Source organism: Nonomuraea sp. NPDC049400, assembly GCF_044466425.1.
Lineage (GTDB): Bacteria > Actinomycetota > Actinomycetes > Streptosporangiales > Streptosporangiaceae > Nonomuraea.
Genome location: NZ_JBITMP010000013.1, coordinates 150,359 through 169,829 on the forward strand (window position 1 = coordinate 150,359; position 19,471 = coordinate 169,829).

Below are 19,471 nucleotides of genomic sequence, written 5' to 3' on the forward strand. Positions count from 1 at the left end.
TGTTCCGGACTTACCAGACCTCAGAGGTGATCTCATGCCTGCATCCGTCCTGCCCGCATCTCCGTCTGTCACTGCCGGCCAGGCTCACGCCCCCCGGCTGGACGTCGCCGCCGACCTGCTCGCCCTGCTCCACGACACGGCCACAGAGCCGCGCGTCGACACACAGTTGGAGGCGCTGACCCTGGCCGTGGCAGCCGACCTGCCGGTGCTGCTGTGGGGGGAGCCGGGGATCGGCAAGACCGCGGCTCTGAAGCAGCTCGCCGAAGCCCTTGACCTGCCGCTGACCACGGTGATCGCCAGCGTGCACGAACCGTCTGACTTCTCCGGCCTGCCCGTGGTCGGTGACGACCCCGCAGTGCAAGGCGTCCCGATGGCCCCGCCGGACTGGGCCGTGCGCCTGGCCCAGTCCGGCCGAGGGCTGCTCTTCCTGGACGAGCTGTCCACGGCACCGCCGGCCGTACAGGCTGCATTGCTCCGCCTCGTGCTGGAGCGGCGGGTCGGCGCCTTGCGACTACCTGCCGGAGTACGGATCGTGGCGGCCGCCAATCCGCGGTCCTCCGCCGCCGACGGCTGGGAGCTGAGTGCGCCTCTGGCCAACCGGTTCGTTCATCTGCAGTGGATTCATGACCACGAGGTCGTGGTGCGCGGCCTTGGCGGGACCTGGCCACGGGCATCGTTGCCACGCCTCGACCCAGATCGGTTGCCAGAGGCCGTGACGTTCGCCCGGCGCGCAGTGTGCGGGCTCCTCGCCGCCCGCCCCGCCCTCGTGCATCGGCTGCCGAACGACGAAGCCCGCAGGGGCGGCCCGTGGCCCTCACCGCGCAGTTGGGAGATGGCTCTGCGACTGATCGCGTTCGCCACCGCGGCGAACACGTCCAGGGAGGTGCTGTCCATGCTGGTCAGGGGCACGGTAGGGGACGGTCCTGGGCTGGAACTGCTGGCCGGGCTGGACCGGATGGACCTGCCGGACCCTGAGGTGCTGCTGGCCGACCCGGCGGCGGCCGACCTGCCGGAGCGGGGAGACCTGCGCCAAGCCGTGCTCGACGGCGTGGTGCAGGCGGTCAGGAAGCGGCCGGAGAAGTCCCGCTGGGACGCGGCGTGGACGCTGCTGGTACGAGCGTTGGAGACCGGAGCCCCGGACCTGGTGGTCGTACCCGCGAGCACACTCGCCGCGCTGCGCCGCGCGGATTGGGACGTCCCGGCGTCGATCGAGAAGCTCGCCGGGGTGGTGTCCTTGAACAGGCAGGCGGACAAGGCCGCAGCCCGGGTCGCCGCGGGGCAAAGTCGATGACGCCCGGCATGGACCTGGACAAGCTCTTCGCCGCCCGGCTGCACGCCGCCCGGGCTCGGCCCTACCTGGCGACGGCGCTGTTCGCGCTGCACCCGGTGGAGTCACGACTCGTGCCGACGATGGCCGTGGACCGAAACTGGCGATGCTACGTCTCGCCGGCGTTCGTTGCTCGGACCCCCGTGGAAGAGCTGGCGGGAGTATGGGTGCACGAGGTCTCCCACCTGCTGCGCGACCATCACGGGCGGAGCGACCGGGTCGCGTCGGAGCGGGGACTGACCGGACCGGGCGACCGCCTGCGGATGAACATCGCCGCGGACTGCGAGATCAACGACGACGTGTTCGGGGACGGACTGGTCCGGCCCGAGGGCGCCGTCGAACCGAAGACCCTCGGGTTGCCCGAGGGGGAACTCATGGAGGACTACCTGCGCCAGTTCCGGCTCGGGCCGTACACGCAAAATCTGGCCTGGCTGGACTGCGGCAGTGGCGCCGACGGGCTGGAGCGGGAGTGGGACCTCGGACCGGACGGCGCGAACGGGCTCAGCACGCACGAACGGGACGCGGTTCGCTTCCGGGTGGCGGAAGGCATCACCGCCCGCCCCGGGGACGTGCCGAAGGGGTGGCGGAGGTGGGCGGAGGAGGCGTTTCACCCGCCACAGCCGTGGCGGGAACTGCTCGGCGCGGCGGTCCGCTCAGCGGCCTCCGGCCCCGGCGCGGGTGAGGACTACACCTACGGCCGGCCGTCGCGGCGGTCCGCCGGCCTGCCCGGCGTCGTCCTGCCGAGCCTGCGGCGCAGGCCGCCTCGGGTCTCCGTGGTCATCGACACCTCCGGGTCGGTCAGCGACGCCGAATTGGGCAGCGCACTTCTCGAGGTCGCCGCGATCGTCCACGCCGTCGGCGGCCGGCGCGACCAGGTCAGCGTGCTGTCGTGCGACGCGGCGGCCCGGGTCGTGCAGCCGCTGTGCCGCGCCGAGGCGATCCCGCTGGTGGGCGGTGGCGGGACGGATCTGCGTACGGGCTTCGCCAAGGCGCTGCGGGCCCGGCCGCGGCCAGACGTCATCGTGATCCTGACCGACGGCCAAACCCCCTGGCCGGATGCGCGGCCACCGTGCCGGACAGTGGTGGGACTGTTCTCGCGGAGTACGTCGCCCCGATCGTGGGACGAGGACGATCCCGATTACGTGCCGGACACACCGCCCGAATGGGCACGGGTGGTCCACATCGGCTAGCGGTAGGCCGGGGGGCCACGCGGTGCCTCAGCGCAGCCCGTGCCTGCCCATCCAGCCGGCGATGGCTGTGGCGATCGCCTGAGGCTGCTCCTCCGGAGTGGTGTGGCCGGCGACGCCGTGCTTTTCGATCTCGAGAGCGGCCATGTTGCCGGCGCACCACTCGATCATCTCGTGGCCCATCATGGCGCCGTGGCCGGGCTCGAACGCGATCAACAGCTTGGGCACGTCGGTGCTGGTCGCCAGCCACGTGTCGTACGCCTCGACGATGGCCACGACGTCAGCCGGTTCGCCGCCGAGCGGCATCGACCGCGCCCATCGAAGGATCGGCAGGCGGCTGTCCCGGGTGGGGAACGCCTTGCGGTAGACGGCGAGATCCTCCTCGGGGAGGCCGCTGCCCTCGATGAACAGGTTGTCGTCCAGGAGTATGGTCTCGCCGACCCCCTCCGTCTTGATCGCCTTGAAGAGCTCCCGCCCGGCTTCGGGGAACTCCTCCCAGGTCATCGGCTTCACGATCGTCTCGGTGAACGCGATGCCGCGTACGCGTCCGGGGTGGCGGGCGGCCCAGTCGAAGGCGAGCGCGCCGCCCCAGTCGTGCCCGATGAGGACGACGTCATCGAGGTCCAGGGCGTCGAACCACGCATCCAGATAGCGGGCGTGATCGCTGAATGTGTAGTCGATGCCGGGTTTCCCGGACTCCCCCATTCCGATCAGGTCGGGTGCGAGGCGTCGGCCGGGGTCACCGACGGCGGGCATGATGTGACGCCACAAATAGGACGAGTGCGGGTTCCCGTGCAGGAAGACCATCGGTGTTCCCGATCCCAGCTCCCGGTAGAACATCGTCGAGTCGAGAATGTGCGCGGTTGGCATGGCAGACCCTTCTGTTACGACAAATCAGGTGTTGAGGTTCATCACTCGGTCGACGGCGATCTCGACCACCACCCGCCCCGGCGGGTTGGGCGGTGGTGACGAATAGCGCCTGGTGTATCGCCGCACTCCTTCGGCGACGCGCAGCGGGTCGCCGGACACGGTGGCCGTACCCTCGAGCGTGATCCAGCGGAAGCCCGCGACCTGGCAGAGCGCGGCGCGGCTTCGGGGGGCCGACAGGAGGTTCCTGGCCTTACGGGACGAGCCGACCGTCATGACGCGGGCCAGTCCCGCCTCGCGGTCCCAGGTGAAACGGACGGCCACCACGTGGGGAGACCCGTCCGGCCTGAAGGTGGTCAGGGTGGCGAGATGCGGCTCGGCCAGAAAGCGCTCCGCGGAGACCGGCATCGGCAGCGTGGTCATGCCGGGAAGCTAGCATCCTTTGTATAGTAGGTACCTAGAGGAAAGTAACTATGTCAGAGGGGATCCGCATGAGCGGCAACGCGCCCCGGACGGCGACCGTGCCGGCTGCGCCCGAGCAGGCCTGCCCGATCGCCCCGGTCGTCGACATCGTCTTCAGCCGCTGGACCACCCCGATCCTCTGGACCCTCAACGAGTACGGCCGGCAGCGCTTCGTGGAGCTGGAGCGGCGCATCACCACGATCACGCCCAAGGTGCTGACCCAGCGGCTGCGGCAGTTGGAGCGCGACGGTCTCGTGGTGCGCACCTACCATCCCGAGGTGCCGCCGCGGGTCGAGTACGAAATCAGCGATCTGGGACGCAGCCTGGCTCCCCTTTTCGCCGCCCTGGCCGACTGGGCCGGCGCCAACATGGGCAAGGTCGAGGAGGCCCGGGCGGAGTACGACGCCGACGACCGCCGCCCCCGCCCTGCGTGATCCTGGAAACGCCTTCAGCTGCTCACGCCACCAGGTGCTGCTCGGCCAGTTCGGTGAGCGTCACGGTGCACAGGCCGCCGCGCTCGGACTTCACGTCGGTCACCTTGAGCTGCGTGCCCGGGGCGAGGATGAACTCCTCCTCGCCGGTGAACGCGGAGAAACTGCGGATGCCCACGGCCCGCGCGGGGTGCACCTCGAAGAGCGTCCGCTTGCCGCGGCGGCCGAGGAACGCCTGGGCCACGCCGAGCTTCGACGTACATGAGGACACGCCCCACCACGTGACGGTCCGGCCGACCGGGTACTGCGCCCGCAGGTCCAGCGACACCCCGCGCCACAGCGGTTCCGTACGGGCCGGCAGGCGCGACACGGCCGAGAACAGGAGTCGCAGGTACGGGAGGTACGGGACGATCCGGGTGCGGTCCGGGTTGCGGAGAGTGGCGTTGATCTGCCGGTAGAACGCCGACTCGCAGGTGTAGAGGTAGAGTGCCGCGATCTCGTCCGCGGACAGGCCGTCGGTCGCGCCGGCCGACTGCTTCTCGCCGAACCGGTACGACTGCTCCGTGTGCCAGTCGAGCCCCGACAGCAGCTTGGCCACCGGGGTGACGGCCTCGCGGAAGTCCATGAGCGGGGTGTCGAACACGCCGGTGATCGCCGGCAGCTCCAGCCCCTCGTCCTTGACGCTGGCGAGCCGTTCGAGGTAGAGCTTGTGCAGCTCCATCGTGGAGGCGATGAACGCCCCCATGCGGTCGGCGGTGTCCGCGTCGGCCCCGCCGGCTTGCGCCGCGAGCGTGTTCCACCCCTTGCCGGGCAGCCAGTCGATCTCGTCGGCACCGAGCTCCGTGAGTGCCGTGTTCACGTCGGCGAAGTGGGTGCCGTCGCAGAAGATGTCGCCCTGTGCGGCGGGGTTGGGGTGGTCGATGTGCCGGACCTCCACCTCGGGGTACTTCTTCTGCAGCCGGAGTACGACCTCTTTCAGGCTGCGGGCGTGCACCCCCCACCACGCGAACACCACGCCCCGATCCTTCTCGTCGGCGTTCTGCTTGGCCTTCAGGATCTCCTCGACGAGCCTCTCGACGACCGGTCGCCAGAACGCGGCGTGCTGGTCGGTGCCCATGGCCCCGTCGCTGCTGGCGGTGAGTGCCGCGTTCAGAAGCAGCACGCCCTGCGTGAGCATCGCCTGGAACCACTCGGGCGGCTGCACGGTGTCGTGCTGCTTCAGGAGTTTGCGGATGTCGGCGATCGGCGTCTTCTTGGGGATCCCGTGCTTCCACATCGCCGCCGCCTTGATGATGCAGCGGATGGTGATGACCTTGCCGAACTGGCTGTCGGCCCAGTCGTGGAAGGTGTTGTCGAACATGGCGATGCCGGTGGCGCTCTCGGCCCGCGGGTACGGGTTCTGGCCGAAGACGACGACCTTCCACTTGTGCGGCGGGTTGGGCTTGAGCGCCTGGAAGGTCAGTTCCCGTACGGGCACGACCTGCGGGCTTCGGCCAGGACCGATGAACGTGGCCGCGGCCGGCTGTGCCTCGATGACCGGCTTCAGGAGCGGCAGCCACGGCTCGCCGCCGTTCTGGAAGAGCTCGGCCAGGGCCAGCGGGTCGTTCGGGTCGTTCGGTTCGGGTGAGGTGGGGGTGTTGACGTCACGCATCGTGGGCTCCCGGAAGGGCGAGGCGTGCCGGTGACGGCACGGGGGACTGAAGTGGGGGGAATTGTGCCGTGTGAAGATCGCGGATGCGATGTCGGGGGCAAGATCCCGTTCGCCCTTGTGGCGCGGTATCTTCGTACCTGCTGGAAAACGTCCCTCCCCCGCACCCGGAGCAAGCAATTGACAGTCAAGCACGTGAAGCCGCTGCTCAAGGTGGTGCTGGTGGACGTCAACGCCAAGGTGGTGCAGGAGTGGCTGGCGGCCTTCGCCGACACCCCTGAGGTCGAGATCCACAAGGGCTCGCTGGTCTCCGAGCACGTCGACGCCTGGGTCAGCCCGACCAACTCCCGCGGACGGATGGACGGCGGGGTCGACGCGGTCATCAAGCGGCACCTCGGAGCCGGGATCCAGCTGCGCGTCCAGCGGGCGATCCGCGATCAGTTCGAAGGATCGCTGCCGGTGGGAAGCGCCGTGTGCGTACCGTCCGGGGCCAGCAACCCGAAGTTCCTGATCTCGACGCCGACGATGGTGCAGTCGGTGCAGAACGTGAGCGAGACGCTGAACGTGGCCATGGCGTGCGCCGCCGCGTTCCAGGCCATCCACATGCAGAACGAGAAGGAGCCGGGCAGTATCGAGTCGGTGGCACTGGTCGGCATGGGCGCGGCCACGGGCAAGGTGCCGCCGCGGGTGTGCGCCAACCTGATGTGGACCGGCTACACCCTGTTCAACGACTACTCCTTCCGGGACTACGACGACCTGCGGAAGACGATCCGCGAGCAGCTCGACGACATCGAGAGCCGCCCCGAGGATGAGCGGGTCCGGATCAAGCCGCCCACCGACCGGTGAACACGGCCAGATCTGGCGACTGCCCTCAGCGGATGATCCGGCCGCGGTGGATCACGCGTGCGGGCGTGTACAGGACGGCGAGATCGGTGCGGGGGTCCAGGTCGTAAGCGACCAGATCGGCGGGGGCGTCCTGCTCGAGCCCGGGGAAGCCCAGGAACGACCGCGCCGTCCATGAGGCCGCGCCGATCGCCGCTGCGACGGGCATGGGGGACGCCGCCAGGTGGCGCACCTCGCCGGCCACTCGTCCGTGCGGGAGTTCGGTTGTCCCGTAACTGTCAGTCCCCGCCAGCACCGTCACGCCGGACTCGTACGCGGCCGACACCAGCGGCCCCAGACGGGCGTGTGCCGCACGGAACCACGCACGGAACCGCTCCGCGCCCGATGAGCGGGCGACCTGCTCGAATGTCTCCCAGACCGTGAACGTGGGCACCAGGGCCGTCCCCTGGCGGGCCATCCGGTCCAGTAGCGCCGCATCGAGGCCCAGGCCATGTTCGAGGCTGTCCACCGCCGCCTCGACCGCGATCCTGGCGCCTGCCGCCGTCTGCGCGTGCACGGCGACCCGGCCGCCCATGGCGTGCACCCGCCGAGTCAGCTCGGCGAGCAGGGGGCCCGGGAGCGGCGGCGCATCGAGCCCCTCCTCGCCGACCACCCAATCCGCGTAGACCTTGCACCAGCCCCCGGACGCGCGCGCCTCCTCGACCGCCGCGTCCGCCAGCTCCGCCTCGCCGACGTGCCGCGTCCACCCGTCGTAGAACATGCCGGGCAGGCCCAGCCAGCGACCGGCCGAGACGACGCGCGGCTGGTCCGGTTCCGCGCCGAACCACGTCGGGAGCCGGTCGGCCGAACCAGGCACGCGCAGGAGCGTCACACCGGCCGCCAGGTGCTCGCGCCCGTGCTGCCGGAGCAGCGCCGGGTCGAGCGGCTCTCCTGGACGCCGGGCGCCTGGATGTGTGTGCACGTCCACGAGCCCTGGCAGCAGCCAGCCTCCGTCCACGACCGTGGTGGCGCCGGGCAGCGGCTCGCACGTCAGCCTGCCGTCCACGATCCAGAACTCGGCCCACTCCTCCGACGGCAGCGCGACGCCTCGCACGTGCAGCCGCTCCCGGTGACGGCCGTCCTCGTCCACCATGCCCATGCCCTCGTACGTCACATATTAGGTGGGCGAGATCGAGGGCCCCGCTCCGGAGCATGGTCTCCGTGTCGGCGGCACGTGAAGTGTCCGGGCTCCCTTCAGAGCCCGTGTGCCTCCGCCAGCAGCTCGGCCGAGCGCAGCCCCGCCTTCCTGTCGGGCGCGGAGAAGGCGACGATCAGCTCGTCCGCCCCGGCGTGCTCGGCGAACCGGTTGACATAGTCCTTGACCTCCGCCGGGTCCCCGACGGCCGAGTATTTGGCCATCTGCACGATCTGCTGCCCAGCCGGCGACTCGAGGATCATGTCGGCCTCCTCCGTCGTGAACGTGCGCCCCCGCCCCAGGAACCTGCTCACCCTCAGCCGCTTCGAGGCCAGGAACTGCTCCTGTGCCTCCTCCGGCGTGTCCGCCGCGATCACGTTGAGCGCGGCGATGACGTACGGCCGGTCGAGCTGCGCGGACGGCTTGAAGTCGCGCCGGTAGAGCGCCACGGCCTCCTCCAGCGCGGTGGGCGCGAAGTGGGAGGCGAACGCGTACGGGAGCCCCAGCGCGGCGGCGAGCTGGGCGCCGAACAACGAGGAGCCGAGGATGTAGAGCGGCACGTTCGTGCCCTTGCCCGGCGTGGCGTCCACGCCCGGGATCCGGGACTCGCCCGCGAGGTAGCCCTGGAGCTCCAGAACGTCCTGCGGGAACGAGTCGGCGGACGACGGGGTGCGCCGCAGCGCGCGCAGGGTCTGCTGGTCGCTGCCCGGTGCCCGGCCGAGACCGAGGTCGATGCGTCCTGGGTGCAGGGTCTCCAGGGTGCCGAACTGCTCGGCGATGGTCAGCGGCGAGTGGTTCGGGAGCATGACGCCGCCCGCTCCGAGGCGGATCGTCCGGGTGTGGGCGGCGACGTGGGCGATGAGCACGCTGGTCGCCGAGGACGCGATGCTCGGCATGTTGTGGTGCTCGGCGTACCAGACCCGCCGGTAACCCAGGTCCTCGGCCCGCTGGGCCAGGGCCACGCTGCCGGCGAGGCTGTCGGCCGCCGTCTCGCCCTCGCCGATGATCGCCAGATCAAGGATGGACAGCGGCAGAGCCATGAGTACGCGCCTTTCGCAGAGCGGTGTGACCTGGCACTGTGCAACAGCCGCGAAGGCGCCGTTATTTCGCCGATGGGCCCCTCGACCGGGGCCCATCGGGTCTCAGGAGGCCGTGCAGGTCACCGGCGACGGGACGCCGTTCTGGCCGTTCCAACTGGCCACGAAGCCGAACGTGGTGGTCGCGCCGGCCGCCAGTGCGCCGTTCCAGTTGAGGTTCGTGACGGTGACGGTGCCGCTGCCCGAGAGGTTGCCGTTCCAGAGTTGCGAGATCGTCTGCCCGTTCGGGAACGTCCAGCCGACCTTCCATCCGGAGATCCCGGACGAACCCGTGTTCTTCACGGTCACCTCACCCTGGAAGTTGCCCTGCCACTGGCTCGTCACCTTGTACGTCGCCGCGCAGCCCGACGGCCCCGTGGTCGGCGTCACAGTGGGAGTGACCGTCGGGGTCACCGTGGGGGTCACGGTGGGCGGTGCGGCGGCCATGGCCAGGTCGTACGCCCGCTGCGGCACGAACTGCCCGGCCGCCGCGATGCACCCGTCGGCCTCGCCCGGCAGCTTGACCCAGAGGTAGGCGTCGATCGCCGAGTCACCCGTGTTGGTGGTGCTCCAGGTGCCCGTCGCGCGGCCCGGCGGGTCGCACCACTCGCTGCCCTGCGGCCCGTTGCCGTTGCGGCTGGTGTCGATGACCGCCTTCAGCCTGGACACGCCGGTCGCCGCGATGACGCTCTTCGCGTACGACACCAGCCCGGGCGTGGAGCGGTAATTGGAGGTGTTGACCGCGATGCCGTCGGCGCTGTTGGCCACGTCGGCCCCGACCAGCCTGGAGGCGGCCTCCGAGGCGGACAGCCACGCGTCGTGCCCGATGTCGAAGTACACCTTCACCTGCGACGACGTCGCCCTGAACTTCTTGCCCGCGTAAGCCATGGACGCCTTGACCTCGGCCTGCTGCGCCGAGTTCATGCAGTTGGACATGATGGCCAGCGCGTCCGGCTCCAGCACGATCGTGGCGGGCCGGCCACCGAGACCCGCCGCGACCTGGTCGATCCAGGCCCGGTACGACGCGTGGTCCGGCGCGCCGCCCGCGCTGGCGCCCCCGCAGTCGCGGTTCGGCATCTCGTACACGACCAGGATGGGGATCTTGCCTGCCGCGGCGGCCGCGCCGACGTACGAGTCGACCTGGCTCCGCACGGCGGAGGGGTTGTACGTGGCGAACCACCTGCCCTGGGGCACGGCGGCGATCCGGTCCCTGATCACCGGGGTACGGCTGTCGTTGGGGTTCGCGGCGACCCACTTGGCCGCGTTGGTCTGCGGATCCACGTAGAAAGCGGAGTCGGCGGCCGCGGCGGTGGTGGTCGAGGAGAGGACGACCGACCCCGCCACGGCCATGGCGGCCGCCGCGAGGAGCACCGCCAACATGGGCCTTCTGCGAGACATGGAATTCACTCCGTCCGTCATGCCGTAGCCGTGGGAGCGCTCCCACCGACATTCGGATGGTAGGTAGCCGTCACAGCCCACTGAAAGACATCCGACCGCTGCTCGCGGCATATCCCCAGGCCAGGGCCGTCTAGGCAGGTGAAACTTTCAGGCACGCCTCGAAGACCGCGGTCAGGCGGTCGACGTCGGCGGGGGTGGGCGTCTCGGGGCCGAGGCGGCGGCGCATGGCGCCGATGCCGAGGAAGACCGCCGTGGCCATGCGGGCCCTGGCGTGCGCGTCCGTGCCGCCGAGCAGCTCCTCCAGCGGGTGGAGCACGGCCGTGAGCAGGCGTTCCTGGGCCACCGCCTGGACCTCGGGGTGGCCCGCCGAGCGCTCAAGCGTGCGCAGGATCGGGCTCTCCGGCGGGTGCTCCATGCGCTCGGCCGCGTATTCGGCCAGCCGCCGCGGCAGGCTCTCGAAGTCGCCGCTGAACAGGTCGCGGATGGTCGGCTCGCCTTCCAGGACCGCGCCGAAGAGGCCGGCCTTGGAGCCGAAATAACGTCCCACCAGGGCGATGTTGGCGTCCGCGGCCGCGGCGATCATCCGGACGGTCACCCGCTCGTACCCGTGCTCGCCGAACAACGTGCGGGCCGCACGCAAGATCCGCTCGCGGGTGGCCTCGCGGTCGCGCGGCCGGGCGTCCGTCACCTGGGCGTCCATGCTCGCACTCTACTCAACCGGACCCCACTTGCCGCGCGGCTAGTAAACGCACGTATACTCCATTGAGTAAAGCTGTAGTAAGGGGATGTGGTGAAGTGGTAGCGCAGGCGCAGGCCGCACCCCCCGCGAGGCGGCAGTACACCCACCGCGAAATCCTCGAGGTCATGTCCGGGCTCATGCTCGCGATGCTCACGTCGATGATCTCGACTTCGGTGGTGGGCACGGCGCTGCCGACGATCGTGGGGGAGCTCGGCGGTCAGGACCAGTACTCATGGGTCGCCTCGGCGACCATGTTGACGATGACGGTCTCCACGCCGTTGTGGGGCAAGCTGTCCGACCTGTTCGGGCGCAAGCTCCTCTTCCAGACCGCGTTGGGGTTGTTCGTGGCGGCCTCGCTGGTGGCCGGTCTGTCGCAGGACATCGGGCAGCTCATCGCGGCACGGGCCGTGCAGGGCCTTGGCGTGGGTGGTTTGTCGGCACTCGCGCAGGTGATCCTGGGAGACATCGTCTCGCCCCGCGAGCGCGGCCGTTACTCCGGCTACATGGGCGCGGTCTTCGGGATCTCCACGGTCGCGGGGCCGCTGCTCGGCGGATTCCTGGTGGACACCGACTGGCTCGGCTGGCGCTGGTGCTTCTACGTCGTGGTGCCCTTCGCGGTGGTGTCCTTCATCGTGATCCAGAAGGTGCTGAAGCTGCCGAAGGTCAGGCGGAGCACCTCCATCGACATCTGGGGCGCGACCACGATCACGGCCAGCGCGAGCTCGCTCATGCTGCTGCTGACGCTGGGCGGCGTCGAGTTCGAGTGGAACTCGTTCTGGACGTACTTCCTGGCGGCGCTCAGCCTGCTCATGCTGGCCCTGGCGGTGGTGGCCGAGCGGACCGCGCGCAACCCGATCCTGCCGCCGCGGCTGTTCCGCAACCGCACGTTCGTGCTCACCAGCCTCGCCTCGCTGTTCGTCGGCATGGCGATGTTCGGCGCGATGATCTACCTGCCGCAGTACCTGCAGATCGTCAAGGGCCTCACCCCCACCCAGTCCGGTCTGATGACACTGCCCATGGTGGTGGCGCTGTTCCTGGCCGGCGTGATCTCCGGGAAGATCGTCACCCAGACCGGCAAGTGGAAGATCTTCCCGGTCGCGGGCCTGCTGATCGTGGCCGTCGGGCTGTTCCTGCTGTCCAAGCTGCACGTGGACTCCAGCGAGTGGCTCATCGGCTTCGACGTGGCGGTGCTGGGCATCGGGCTCGGACTGTCCATGCAGATGCTCATCCTGGCCGCCCAGAACGGCTCGGAGCTGCGCGACATGGCCTCGACCACGTCGGGCGTGTCGTTCTTCCGCTCGCTGGGCGGCGCCGTCGGCGTGGCGGCGTTCGGCGCGATCCTGACGAACCGTCTCAAGGACGAGATGGCCGACATGCTCAGGGCGGCGCACATCGCGCTGCCCGGCGGCGGGGAGGTCAAGCTCGGCAGCCCGGGAGCCATCCAGCAACTGCCCGAGCCGATCAAGCACATCGTGCTGGAAGCGTTCACGCGGGGCCTGGAGACCGTGTTCATGGTGGGCGTGCCCATCGCGCTGATCGGGTTCGTGGCCACGATCTACCTCAAGGAGCTGCCGCTGCGCGGCTCCTCGACGCCGCCCCCGGCGCAGAAGCCGCTCAGCAAGGACGACCTCGTCCTTGCCGGGCTGCTGCTCGAGCTCATCGCCCAGCGCATCGAGCGGGCGAACGGCGAACGCTCCGCGCTGCTCACCGCGGTCGCCAAGATGGCGCCGCCGGACGGTCGCACGGAACGCGAGCGGGCCAGGTCGGTCGCACACACCGTGCTGCGGCCCACCTCGCGCGCCCTGATCGCCCAGGCCGTGCCCCCGCAGAAAGACCTCGTAACAGGAGGAATCTCACAATGATTCGCAAGTTTGTGGGCACCGTCGCGGCTGCCCTGGCCGTGCTGGCCGGGCTGTGGCTGATGATCGCGCCCTTCGCGCTCGGCACCCAGCCGGAGAACGCCGACTGGACGAACGCCACCCAATCCGAGTTCTTCACCGGTCTGGGCGTGGCCGTCGTGGGGCTGATCGGCGCGATCTGCTTCGTTGCGGCCATTTACGAGGAGCTCGTGACGCGGGGCCTGGTGGTCGTACGTCAGCGCCGGCCCGAGCCGGAGCCCGAGCCCGCGCCGACGGCGCCTCAGGCGTCGTCCGCCGAGCTGGCGAGCCTGCTGGCGCCGCTCGTCGAGGCGCTGCGCGAGGACCTCAACAATTCCGGTGAGCACCGCAGGAACGGCAAGACGTCCCTGGTCGGAGTGGAGGAGAACCGATGAAGGCGAAGCTGGGCGTTTCCGCCCTCGTCCTGCTGTTCCTGGGCGGCCTGTGGCTGGTCGCCGCGCCGTTCGCGGTCGGCTACCAGGCGAGGGGCGCGACCTACGTGGACGCGACGGTCAACGACCTGTGGCTCGGCGGCTCGATCGCCGCGATCTCGTTCCTGTCTCTCGTGATCTACGCGGCCGACGCCCTGCGCGAGCTGGCCCGCCGCGACGGGCTGACTGCCGAGCTCCGCTCGGGAGGCCGTGATGGACGTCCTCGCTCCGCTGCGGGTCCATCACGACACTCCGAAAACTGACGCGAGACGTGCCGTGTTCGGCGGTGACACAGACCCCGGATGGGAGCCTCTGACCGGCAGGCTCCCCGCGGGGCAGTTCGAAATCGGCAAGGACGGCGCCGGCCTGCTCGTGGTGGGCTTCGACGGATCGGGCCCGAGCCGCAACGCGCTCGCGTACGGTGGACCGCGTCCAGCGATCCACCGCAGGTAGCGGACGGAGTCCGCACCTACGCGGCCGGGCTGGCCCGCAGAGACCAGGCCTCCTTGCTCATCGCTTTCGTCGAATCGCTCAACAGCGCCGCGCTGTGGTTCTTCGCCGGGTCGCCGATCATCCCCGACGCGGCGACCGATCTGAGCGAGGACCTGCAGGACGAGTTGAAGGGCGCGGGCGTGCCATGGCAGTTCGTCAGCGTGCGCGGCGACGCGGCGCGCGAGCTGGAGACGCTGGCCAGCGCATATATGGCCGACGCCATCGTGGTGGGACGCTCGCGCTCCACCTGGCACGGCTCGGTGGCGGTCGGGCTTGCGAAAAGGGCTCGCCATACTGTGCTGATAGTGCCTTGAGCTGCTTGAACGTCGCATATGGTGGCGAGATGAAACGTGCTGCCGCCATGGCGTTCGTGGTGCTCGCGTCCGTTTCGTGCGGGACGCAGGCGCCTGCCACAACGGGCTCCTCATCCACGGTGCCCGCTCCCGCGCACCAGCCGGCCGAATCGGCCACACCCACACCCAGTCCGACGGCTCCGCCGGCGTTCAGCGCCAAGGTCTCGAAGGTCTCCCGCGACCGCCTGCCGTACTCGTGGCGTCCCGGCTGCCCGGTCCACTACAGCGACCTGCGGCTGATCACGATGACGTACTGGGGCTTCGACAACAAGCCGCACACCGGGGAGCTGGTGGTGCGCAAGACGGTCACCGACGACATCGTGACGGTCTTCAGGAAGCTGTACGGCTGGCGCTGGCCCATCGAGCGGATGAAGCTGGTGGACGTGTACAAGGGCGACGACTTCGACTCGATCGAGGCCAACAACACCTCGGCGTTCAACTGCCGCCAGGCGACCGGGTCAAGTAACTGGTCCAAACACGCGTACGGGGAAGCGATAGACGTCAATCCCCTCGTTAACCCATATATCACCGCAAGTGGCGAAACAGCGCACAAAGCATCCAAGAAGTTCACAAAGCGCCCCATGAAGGGGAAAGGTGTAATAAATCCTGGTGACAAGGTGGTAAAGGCCTTCGCTCAGGTCGGCTGGGAGTGGGGCGGCTATTGGTCGGGCGCCAAGGACCTGCAGCATTTCAGCAAGAGCGGAGGCTGAGAGAATCACTCCATGGCGGCCAAGGACGGTGACGGCTGGACCGAGTGCTCCCAAGGCCACAGGCACTGGGGCCTGCATGGCGCCTCCGGGCTCCTCGTCGTACACCATGACGACCTCGGCGTGCCGCATGTGCTCATGCAGAAGCGCTCCTGGTGGAGCCACCACGGCGGCACGTGGGGGCTGCCGGGCGGGGCGCGCGACAGCCACGAGGACACCGTCACCAGCGCACTGCGCGAGGCCCGCGAAGAGGCGGCGCTCGCCGGCGACGGGCTGCGGGTGCAGGGCGTCTACCGTGACGATCACGGCGGGTGGGCGTTCGAGACGGTGATCGCCGAGGCGGCCGAGTTGCTGGCCGCGGCGCCCGCCAACAGCGAGAGCAGCGAGCTGCGCTGGTTGCCGCTGCCGGAGGTCACCGACCGGCGGCTGCATCCCGGCTTCGCCGCGACCTGGGACGACATCCAGGGCGAGATCAGGCCGGAGATCATCGTGCTCGACGTGGCCAACATCGTGGGCGCGCGGGCCGAGCACGGCTGGTGGCACGACCGGCTGGGGGCGGCGACGCGGCTGCTCGAGGACGTGTCGAAGCTGCGGCTGACGCATCCCGTCCTGGCGCAGTGGTTCCCGCGCGTCGTGGCGGTCGTGGAGGGCGCGGCCAGGAGCGCGCCGGCTGTGCCAGGGGTTCAGGTGGTCGCGGCCACAGGGAGCGGGGACGACGCGATCGTGGACGTGGTGCGGCAGGCCAGACCATGGGAGCGCGTGCTCGTCGTCACCGCGGATCGCGGGCTGCGGGAACGGGTGCACGAGCTGGGCGCCGAGACCGTCGGCCCCAAGTGGCTGCTGTCACAACTCGGCTAGTGACCCTTATCGCTCCGCGTTGAGCACGTCGTCGAAGGCTGCCTTGAGTCCCGTCACGTCGAGCACGCGCTGCAGCACCCCGTGCACGCCGACCAGTCGTAACGAACCTGCCTGCGCGGCGACCCGGCGCTGGTGCTCCACCAGCGCCCACAGGCCGCTGGAATCGCAGAACTCCAGCTCCTCCGTGTCGATGACGACCCTCACCCGCCCCTCGGAGAGCAACTTCCCCAGGCACTCCCTGAGCTGTGGCGCGGTGAGCTTGTCCAGGTCACCGTCGAGGCGTACGAGCACTGCCGCGTCGCCGCGCTCCACCTCAACGTTGAGATCCGCCACCTCCTGAACGTACACCGCTGTCACTGCAGCCGCTATCGTGGTTTCCGCACGGGAGGGTTCGCATAGTGGACGAGTGCAGCCGCCTTGAAAGCGGCCAGGTCAGCGATGGCCTCGTGGGTTCGAATCCCACACCCTCCGCCGACGGACGAAAGCCTGCTACGTGACTGCCGTGCCTCGGCAGTCCACGTAGCAGGTTTCTCATTGCCCCGCGAAGCCGTCGCCCACGCAGGCGGCGAGCTGCAGGTAGGCGTCCCTGGTCGGCTCCTGGAGCCGATCGAGGTCGATCTCCGCGCCCTCCTCCAAGTGGGGGTCGTACGGCACGCGGATCACCGCGCGGCACCTGGCGGCGAAATGGGCCTCCAGCTTCTTGATGTCGACCGCCGACTTCGAGCGCGGGCGGACGCTGCACAGCACCACGGTCGCGTTCTTCACCAGGTCGGCGTAATGGTGCGCCTCCAGCCAGTCGAGCGTCGCCGACGCCGCCCTGGCGCCGTCCACGGACGGGGAGCTGACCAGCACGATCTGGTCGGCCAGGCCGAGCACGCCGCCCATCGCGGAGTGGAGCAGGCCGGTGCCGCAGTCGGTGATGCAGATCGAGTAGAAGTTCTCCAGCACCTGGGAGACGGCCTGGTAGTCGGCGCCGCTGAACGCCTCGGAGACCGACGGGTCGCGGTCGGAGGCGAGCACCTCCAGCCGCGAGGGCGCCTGCGAGGTGAACGCCCTGATGTCGACGTAGCGCTTGACCTGGTCGCGCTCGTTGAGCAGGTCGCGCACGGTGGCCGAGGTCTCCAGGACGAGCTTGTCGGACAGGGTGCCCCTGTCGGGGTTGGCGTCCACGGCGATCACGCGGTCGCCGCGCATCTGCGCCAGGGTGGCGCCGAGGCCGACCGTGGTCGTGGTCTTGCCCACGCCGCCCTTCAGGCTCAGCACGGCCACGCGGTGATGGCCGGCGGTGACCGGGGTGCGGGCCCTGGTCACCAGCTCGCGGCGGCGGCGTACCTCCGGGGGCTCGCCCGGTTTGATCCAGCCACCCGACGCCTTGTAGATGAGGCGGCGCCAGCCCTTGGAGGGGGCGTTACGCCGTCCGCGTAGCAGGGACTCCGGGTCCAGGCTGTCCGCGGTGGGACGTCCGGCGACCGGGGGGCGCGGCGGGGCGGTGAACACCGGGATCGGGGCCGGGCGGCGGAGGCGCTGCGGCGGGATCTCGCGCTCCGCGGGGCGCCACTCGTGCTGCTCGGTCCACTGCGGGCGCTCCTCCCGGTGCGGAGGCTCGGGCTGGTGGGGACGGTCAGGCTGGTGGGGACGCTCGGGCTGGTGGAGCGGCTCCTGCTGCGCGGAAGGCTCCGGCAGGAGCGGCTCGGTCCACGACGACCTCTCCTGCTCGTGCGGCTCCGTCCACGATGGCTTGTCCTGCTTGGCCGGTTCCGTCCACGACGACTTGTCCTGCTTGGCCGTCTCCGCCCACGAGGGCCGTTCCTCGGGCTCGGTGTGCTGGGAGCGCTCGTCCTCCGGGGAGCTGTCCCGCTCCGCCCACTGAGGGGGCTGGATCGCCGGAAGGGTGTCCGACGGCTCCGGCCACTGCGGCCGCTCGTTCCTCGGGGAGGTGTCCGCCCAGGCGGCCTCGTCGTCGTCCTCCTCCGCGGCGGATCCGCCTTCGGCGGCGGACGCCTCCGGCTCCTCCGCGGCAGGCTCGGGAGCACGCGCCCACTCGGGCACCGTCGTCCAGGACGCCTCCTCCGCCTCGCCTGCGGCCTGCTCCGCGGTGGCCTTCTCCTCCGCCGTCTCTGGCGGGGTGAACGACAGCGTGTACGTGTCGGTGTCGTCAGGACGCGGCAACGGCTTCAGCGGGGCGTGGAAGGGGTCGTCCTCCACGCTCGGCGGCAGGGTCGCCGGCTCCTTCATCGCCGTGCTGGCCTTGCCGAGCCACTCAGCCGCCTCGCTCTCGCCTTCGGGAAGGTCCTCGGCCGCCGCGGCGCCGTACACGGAGTCGACGGCCGCGCGGAACAGCGGAGGCGTCGGCGTGTCCTGCTGCGCGGGGACCAGCCGCCAGGGGTCCTGGGGGTACGGCGAGGAGATCGGCTCATCGGAAGCAGCTGCCGGTGCGCTTACAGAGACGGGGGTCTCCTCCGTCTCCTTGATCGCGTCGAGCCAGGCCAGCTGTTCCTCCAGCGATTCCTCTCGATCGTGTCTTGCCACCGTGTTCCCCCTCGGGTGGGTCTAAAGGGGCAGCAAATACCTTGCAGATTAACGCCACGGGCTACCGGGGAGCCTGGCAACCCACAACTTCTTTGCCCGGCTACCGTAGTTCGCATGCGAGCCATTGAGATCGCCGAGCCGGGCGGACCCGAGGTGCTGGAGTGGCACGAGGTGCCGGAGCCCCGTGTCGAGCGCGGAGACGTGCTCATCGACGTGGCCGCCTCGGCCGTCAACCGGGCCGATGTCATACAGAGACAGGGATTTTACGATCCGCCGCCCGGCGCGCCCCCGTACCCGGGGCTGGAGGTCTCCGGCGTGGTGGCCGAGGTCGGCGCGGACGTCGAGCACTTCAAGCCGGGCGACGAGGTGTGCGCGCTGCTGGGAGGCGGCGGTTACGCTGAGCGCGTAGCCGTGCCCTGGCAGCAGGTCATGCCGGTGCCCGACGGGGTGGCGCTGGTGGAGGCCGCCGGGCTGCCGGAGGTGGCGTGCACGGTGTGGTCCAACGTCTTCATGGTCGGGCGGCTGCGCAGGGGCGAGACGCTGCTGGTGCACGGCGGCGCCAGCGGGATCGGCACGTTCGCCGTGCAGCTGGCCAAGGCGCTCGGTTCGTACGTCGTCACGACCGTCGGCTCGGCGGCCAAGGCCGAGCGCGTCAGGGCGCTCGGCGCGGACGAGGTCATCAACTACCGCGAGGAGGACTTCTCCGACAAAGTACGCGCGGACGTGATCCTCGACATCATGGGCGCCAAATACCTCGCGGGAAACGTCCAGGCGCTCCGCACCGGCGGCCGGCTGGTGATCATCGGGCTGCAGGGCGGCCGCAAGGCCGAGGTCGACCTGTCGGCCCTGCTCGCCAAGCGCGCCGCCGTCCACGGCACGACGCTCCGCTCCCGTCCCGTGGACGAGAAGGGCGCCATCGTGCGTAGTGTCGTGGAGAACGTGTGGCCCCTCGTCGGCGCGGGAGCGGTGCGCCCTGTGGTGCACGCGAAAGTGCCGATGCCAGATGCCGCTGAAGCGCACCGAATGATGGATTCGGGGGAGCACGTCGGCAAGATCCTGCTAGTACGGTGAG

20 protein-coding genes and 1 tRNA gene are annotated in these 19,471 nt (G+C 70.0%); 12 read left to right on the top strand and 9 right to left on the bottom strand.

What is annotated here, in order from left to right; genetic code table 11:
- The first annotated feature begins 34 nt into the window (after window positions 1–34).
- On the top strand, window positions 35–1,291 hold the full coding sequence (locus ACIBVN_RS22365; protein ID WP_397139198.1) for an AAA family ATPase: 1,257 nt from the start codon (window positions 35–37) through the stop codon (window positions 1,289–1,291).
- 8 nt (window positions 1,292–1,299) lie between these two features.
- Window positions 1,300–2,517 (top strand): VWA-like domain-containing protein, encoded by a 1,218-nt coding sequence (locus ACIBVN_RS22370; protein WP_397139200.1) that lies wholly within the window; start codon window positions 1,300–1,302, stop codon window positions 2,515–2,517.
- A 27-nt stretch (window positions 2,518–2,544) separates the two neighbouring features.
- Here ACIBVN_RS22370 and ACIBVN_RS22375 read toward each other — a convergent pair whose 3' ends face one another.
- Together ACIBVN_RS22375 and ACIBVN_RS22380 are read right to left on the bottom strand one after the other, a co-directional pair.
- Window positions 2,545–3,384, bottom strand: a complete 840-nt coding sequence (locus tag ACIBVN_RS22375; RefSeq protein WP_397139202.1) for a haloalkane dehalogenase — start codon at window positions 3,382–3,384, stop codon at window positions 2,545–2,547.
- Between the two features lie 24 nt (window positions 3,385–3,408).
- A complete protein-coding gene (locus ACIBVN_RS22380) occupies window positions 3,409–3,804 on the bottom strand; it encodes a pyridoxamine 5'-phosphate oxidase family protein (protein WP_397139204.1) in 396 nt (131 codons plus the stop codon).
- 50 nt (window positions 3,805–3,854) lie between these two features.
- On the opposite strand from ACIBVN_RS22380, the gene ACIBVN_RS22385 reads away from it, so the two are divergent.
- The gene (locus ACIBVN_RS22385) at window positions 3,855–4,277 is read left to right on the top strand and encodes a winged helix-turn-helix transcriptional regulator (RefSeq protein ID WP_397139205.1); all 423 of its coding nucleotides are present in this window, start codon (window positions 3,855–3,857) and stop codon (window positions 4,275–4,277) included.
- Between the two features lie 22 nt (window positions 4,278–4,299).
- Here the strand turns inward: ACIBVN_RS22385 and ACIBVN_RS22390 are convergent, their stop codons facing one another.
- Window positions 4,300–5,925, bottom strand: a complete 1,626-nt coding sequence (locus tag ACIBVN_RS22390) for an ADP-ribosyltransferase domain-containing protein (protein ID WP_397139207.1) — start codon at window positions 5,923–5,925, stop codon at window positions 4,300–4,302.
- Between the two features lie 192 nt (window positions 5,926–6,117).
- On the opposite strand from ACIBVN_RS22390, the gene ACIBVN_RS22395 reads away from it, so the two are divergent.
- Window positions 6,118–6,768: a macro domain-containing protein gene (locus ACIBVN_RS22395; protein ID WP_397139209.1), complete on the top strand. Its 651-nt coding sequence runs from the start codon at window positions 6,118–6,120 to the stop codon at window positions 6,766–6,768.
- A gap of 25 nt (window positions 6,769–6,793) precedes the next feature.
- Here ACIBVN_RS22395 and ACIBVN_RS22400 read toward each other — a convergent pair whose 3' ends face one another.
- The 4 genes from ACIBVN_RS22400 to ACIBVN_RS22415 form a co-directional block, all read right to left on the bottom strand.
- Window positions 6,794–7,918, bottom strand: coding sequence for an amidohydrolase family protein (locus ACIBVN_RS22400; RefSeq protein ID WP_397139211.1), 1,125 nt, complete (start codon window positions 7,916–7,918; stop codon window positions 6,794–6,796).
- A gap of 80 nt (window positions 7,919–7,998) precedes the next feature.
- A complete protein-coding gene (locus ACIBVN_RS22405) occupies window positions 7,999–8,979 on the bottom strand; it encodes an LLM class flavin-dependent oxidoreductase (protein WP_397139213.1) in 981 nt (326 codons plus the stop codon).
- A gap of 102 nt (window positions 8,980–9,081) precedes the next feature.
- A complete protein-coding gene (locus ACIBVN_RS22410) occupies window positions 9,082–10,395 on the bottom strand; it encodes a glycoside hydrolase family 6 protein (protein WP_397139215.1) in 1,314 nt (437 codons plus the stop codon).
- Window positions 10,396–10,543: 148 nt separating this feature from the next.
- Window positions 10,544–11,113, bottom strand: a complete 570-nt coding sequence (locus ACIBVN_RS22415; RefSeq protein WP_397139217.1) for a TetR family transcriptional regulator — start codon at window positions 11,111–11,113, stop codon at window positions 10,544–10,546.
- Between the two features lie 95 nt (window positions 11,114–11,208).
- Here ACIBVN_RS22415 and ACIBVN_RS22420 point away from each other — a divergent pair, with 95 nt between their 5' ends.
- From ACIBVN_RS22420 to ACIBVN_RS22445, 6 genes are read left to right on the top strand one after another with little or no spacing between them, the layout of a single operon-like run.
- Window positions 11,209–13,014 carry an MDR family MFS transporter gene (locus tag ACIBVN_RS22420; RefSeq protein ID WP_397139219.1) on the top strand — a complete coding sequence of 602 codons (1,806 nt, stop codon included), beginning with the start codon at window positions 11,209–11,211 and terminating at the stop codon, window positions 13,012–13,014.
- Window positions 13,011–13,424, top strand: a complete 414-nt coding sequence (locus ACIBVN_RS22425) for a hypothetical protein (RefSeq protein ID WP_397139221.1) — start codon at window positions 13,011–13,013, stop codon at window positions 13,422–13,424. Before ACIBVN_RS22420 ends, ACIBVN_RS22425 begins: the two co-directional genes overlap by 4 nt.
- Complete coding sequence (locus ACIBVN_RS22430; RefSeq protein ID WP_397139223.1) at window positions 13,421–13,723, top strand: hypothetical protein; 303 nt, start codon at window positions 13,421–13,423, stop codon at window positions 13,721–13,723. Before ACIBVN_RS22425 ends, ACIBVN_RS22430 begins: the two co-directional genes overlap by 4 nt.
- A 39-nt stretch (window positions 13,724–13,762) precedes the next feature.
- Window positions 13,763–14,266, top strand: coding sequence for a universal stress protein (locus tag ACIBVN_RS22435; protein ID WP_397139225.1), 504 nt, complete (start codon window positions 13,763–13,765; stop codon window positions 14,264–14,266).
- Between the two features lie 29 nt (window positions 14,267–14,295).
- Complete coding sequence (locus ACIBVN_RS22440) at window positions 14,296–15,015, top strand: M15 family metallopeptidase (protein WP_397139227.1); 720 nt, start codon at window positions 14,296–14,298, stop codon at window positions 15,013–15,015.
- Between the two features lie 12 nt (window positions 15,016–15,027).
- Window positions 15,028–15,870: an NUDIX domain-containing protein gene (locus ACIBVN_RS22445; RefSeq protein ID WP_397139229.1), complete on the top strand. Its 843-nt coding sequence runs from the start codon at window positions 15,028–15,030 to the stop codon at window positions 15,868–15,870.
- 6 nt (window positions 15,871–15,876) lie between these two features.
- Here ACIBVN_RS22445 and ACIBVN_RS22450 read toward each other — a convergent pair whose 3' ends face one another.
- Window positions 15,877–16,203 (bottom strand): STAS domain-containing protein, encoded by a 327-nt coding sequence (locus tag ACIBVN_RS22450; protein WP_397139231.1) that lies wholly within the window; start codon window positions 16,201–16,203, stop codon window positions 15,877–15,879.
- Window positions 16,204–16,254: 51 nt separating this feature from the next.
- On the opposite strand from ACIBVN_RS22450, the gene ACIBVN_RS22455 reads away from it, so the two are divergent.
- Window positions 16,255–16,341, top strand: a tRNA-Ser gene (locus ACIBVN_RS22455).
- Window positions 16,342–16,401: 60 nt separating this feature from the next.
- On the opposite strand, the gene ACIBVN_RS22460 is transcribed toward ACIBVN_RS22455, so the two are convergent.
- A complete protein-coding gene (locus ACIBVN_RS22460; RefSeq protein WP_397139233.1) occupies window positions 16,402–18,399 on the bottom strand; it encodes an AAA family ATPase in 1,998 nt (665 codons plus the stop codon).
- Between the two features lie 114 nt (window positions 18,400–18,513).
- On the opposite strand from ACIBVN_RS22460, the gene ACIBVN_RS22465 reads away from it, so the two are divergent.
- Complete coding sequence (locus ACIBVN_RS22465; protein WP_397139235.1) at window positions 18,514–19,470, top strand: NAD(P)H-quinone oxidoreductase; 957 nt, start codon at window positions 18,514–18,516, stop codon at window positions 19,468–19,470.
- Window position 19,471 lies beyond the last annotated feature (1 nt).

What these genes read in the sequence shown, in the direction of transcription:
- ACIBVN_RS22465 (WP_397139235.1), top strand. Translation starts at nt 18,514, where the DNA reads ATGCGAGCCATTGAGATCGCCGAGCCGGGCGGACCCGAGGTGCTGGAG.
- ACIBVN_RS22390 (WP_397139207.1), bottom strand. Translation starts at nt 5,925, where the DNA reads ATGCGTGACGTCAACACCCCCACCTCACCCGAACCGAACGACCCGAAC.
- ACIBVN_RS22380 (WP_397139204.1), bottom strand. Translation starts at nt 3,804, where the DNA reads ATGACCACGCTGCCGATGCCGGTCTCCGCGGAGCGCTTTCTGGCCGAG.
- ACIBVN_RS22385 (WP_397139205.1), top strand. Translation starts at nt 3,855, where the DNA reads ATGTCAGAGGGGATCCGCATGAGCGGCAACGCGCCCCGGACGGCGACC.
- ACIBVN_RS22405 (WP_397139213.1), bottom strand. Translation starts at nt 8,979, where the DNA reads ATGGCTCTGCCGCTGTCCATCCTTGATCTGGCGATCATCGGCGAGGGC.
- ACIBVN_RS22445 (WP_397139229.1), top strand. Translation starts at nt 15,028, where the DNA reads ATGGCGGCCAAGGACGGTGACGGCTGGACCGAGTGCTCCCAAGGCCAC.
- ACIBVN_RS22365 (WP_397139198.1), top strand. Translation starts at nt 35, where the DNA reads ATGCCTGCATCCGTCCTGCCCGCATCTCCGTCTGTCACTGCCGGCCAG.
- ACIBVN_RS22425 (WP_397139221.1), top strand. Translation starts at nt 13,011, where the DNA reads ATGATTCGCAAGTTTGTGGGCACCGTCGCGGCTGCCCTGGCCGTGCTG.
- ACIBVN_RS22370 (WP_397139200.1), top strand. Translation starts at nt 1,300, where the DNA reads ATGGACCTGGACAAGCTCTTCGCCGCCCGGCTGCACGCCGCCCGGGCT.
- ACIBVN_RS22375 (WP_397139202.1), bottom strand. Translation starts at nt 3,384, where the DNA reads ATGCCAACCGCGCACATTCTCGACTCGACGATGTTCTACCGGGAGCTG.
- ACIBVN_RS22410 (WP_397139215.1), bottom strand. Translation starts at nt 10,395, where the DNA reads ATGTTGGCGGTGCTCCTCGCGGCGGCCGCCATGGCCGTGGCGGGGTCG.
- ACIBVN_RS22415 (WP_397139217.1), bottom strand. Translation starts at nt 11,113, where the DNA reads ATGGACGCCCAGGTGACGGACGCCCGGCCGCGCGACCGCGAGGCCACC.
- ACIBVN_RS22430 (WP_397139223.1), top strand. Translation starts at nt 13,421, where the DNA reads ATGAAGGCGAAGCTGGGCGTTTCCGCCCTCGTCCTGCTGTTCCTGGGC.
- ACIBVN_RS22440 (WP_397139227.1), top strand. Translation starts at nt 14,296, where the DNA reads ATGAAACGTGCTGCCGCCATGGCGTTCGTGGTGCTCGCGTCCGTTTCG.
- ACIBVN_RS22435 (WP_397139225.1), top strand. Translation starts at nt 13,763, where the DNA reads ATGGGAGCCTCTGACCGGCAGGCTCCCCGCGGGGCAGTTCGAAATCGG.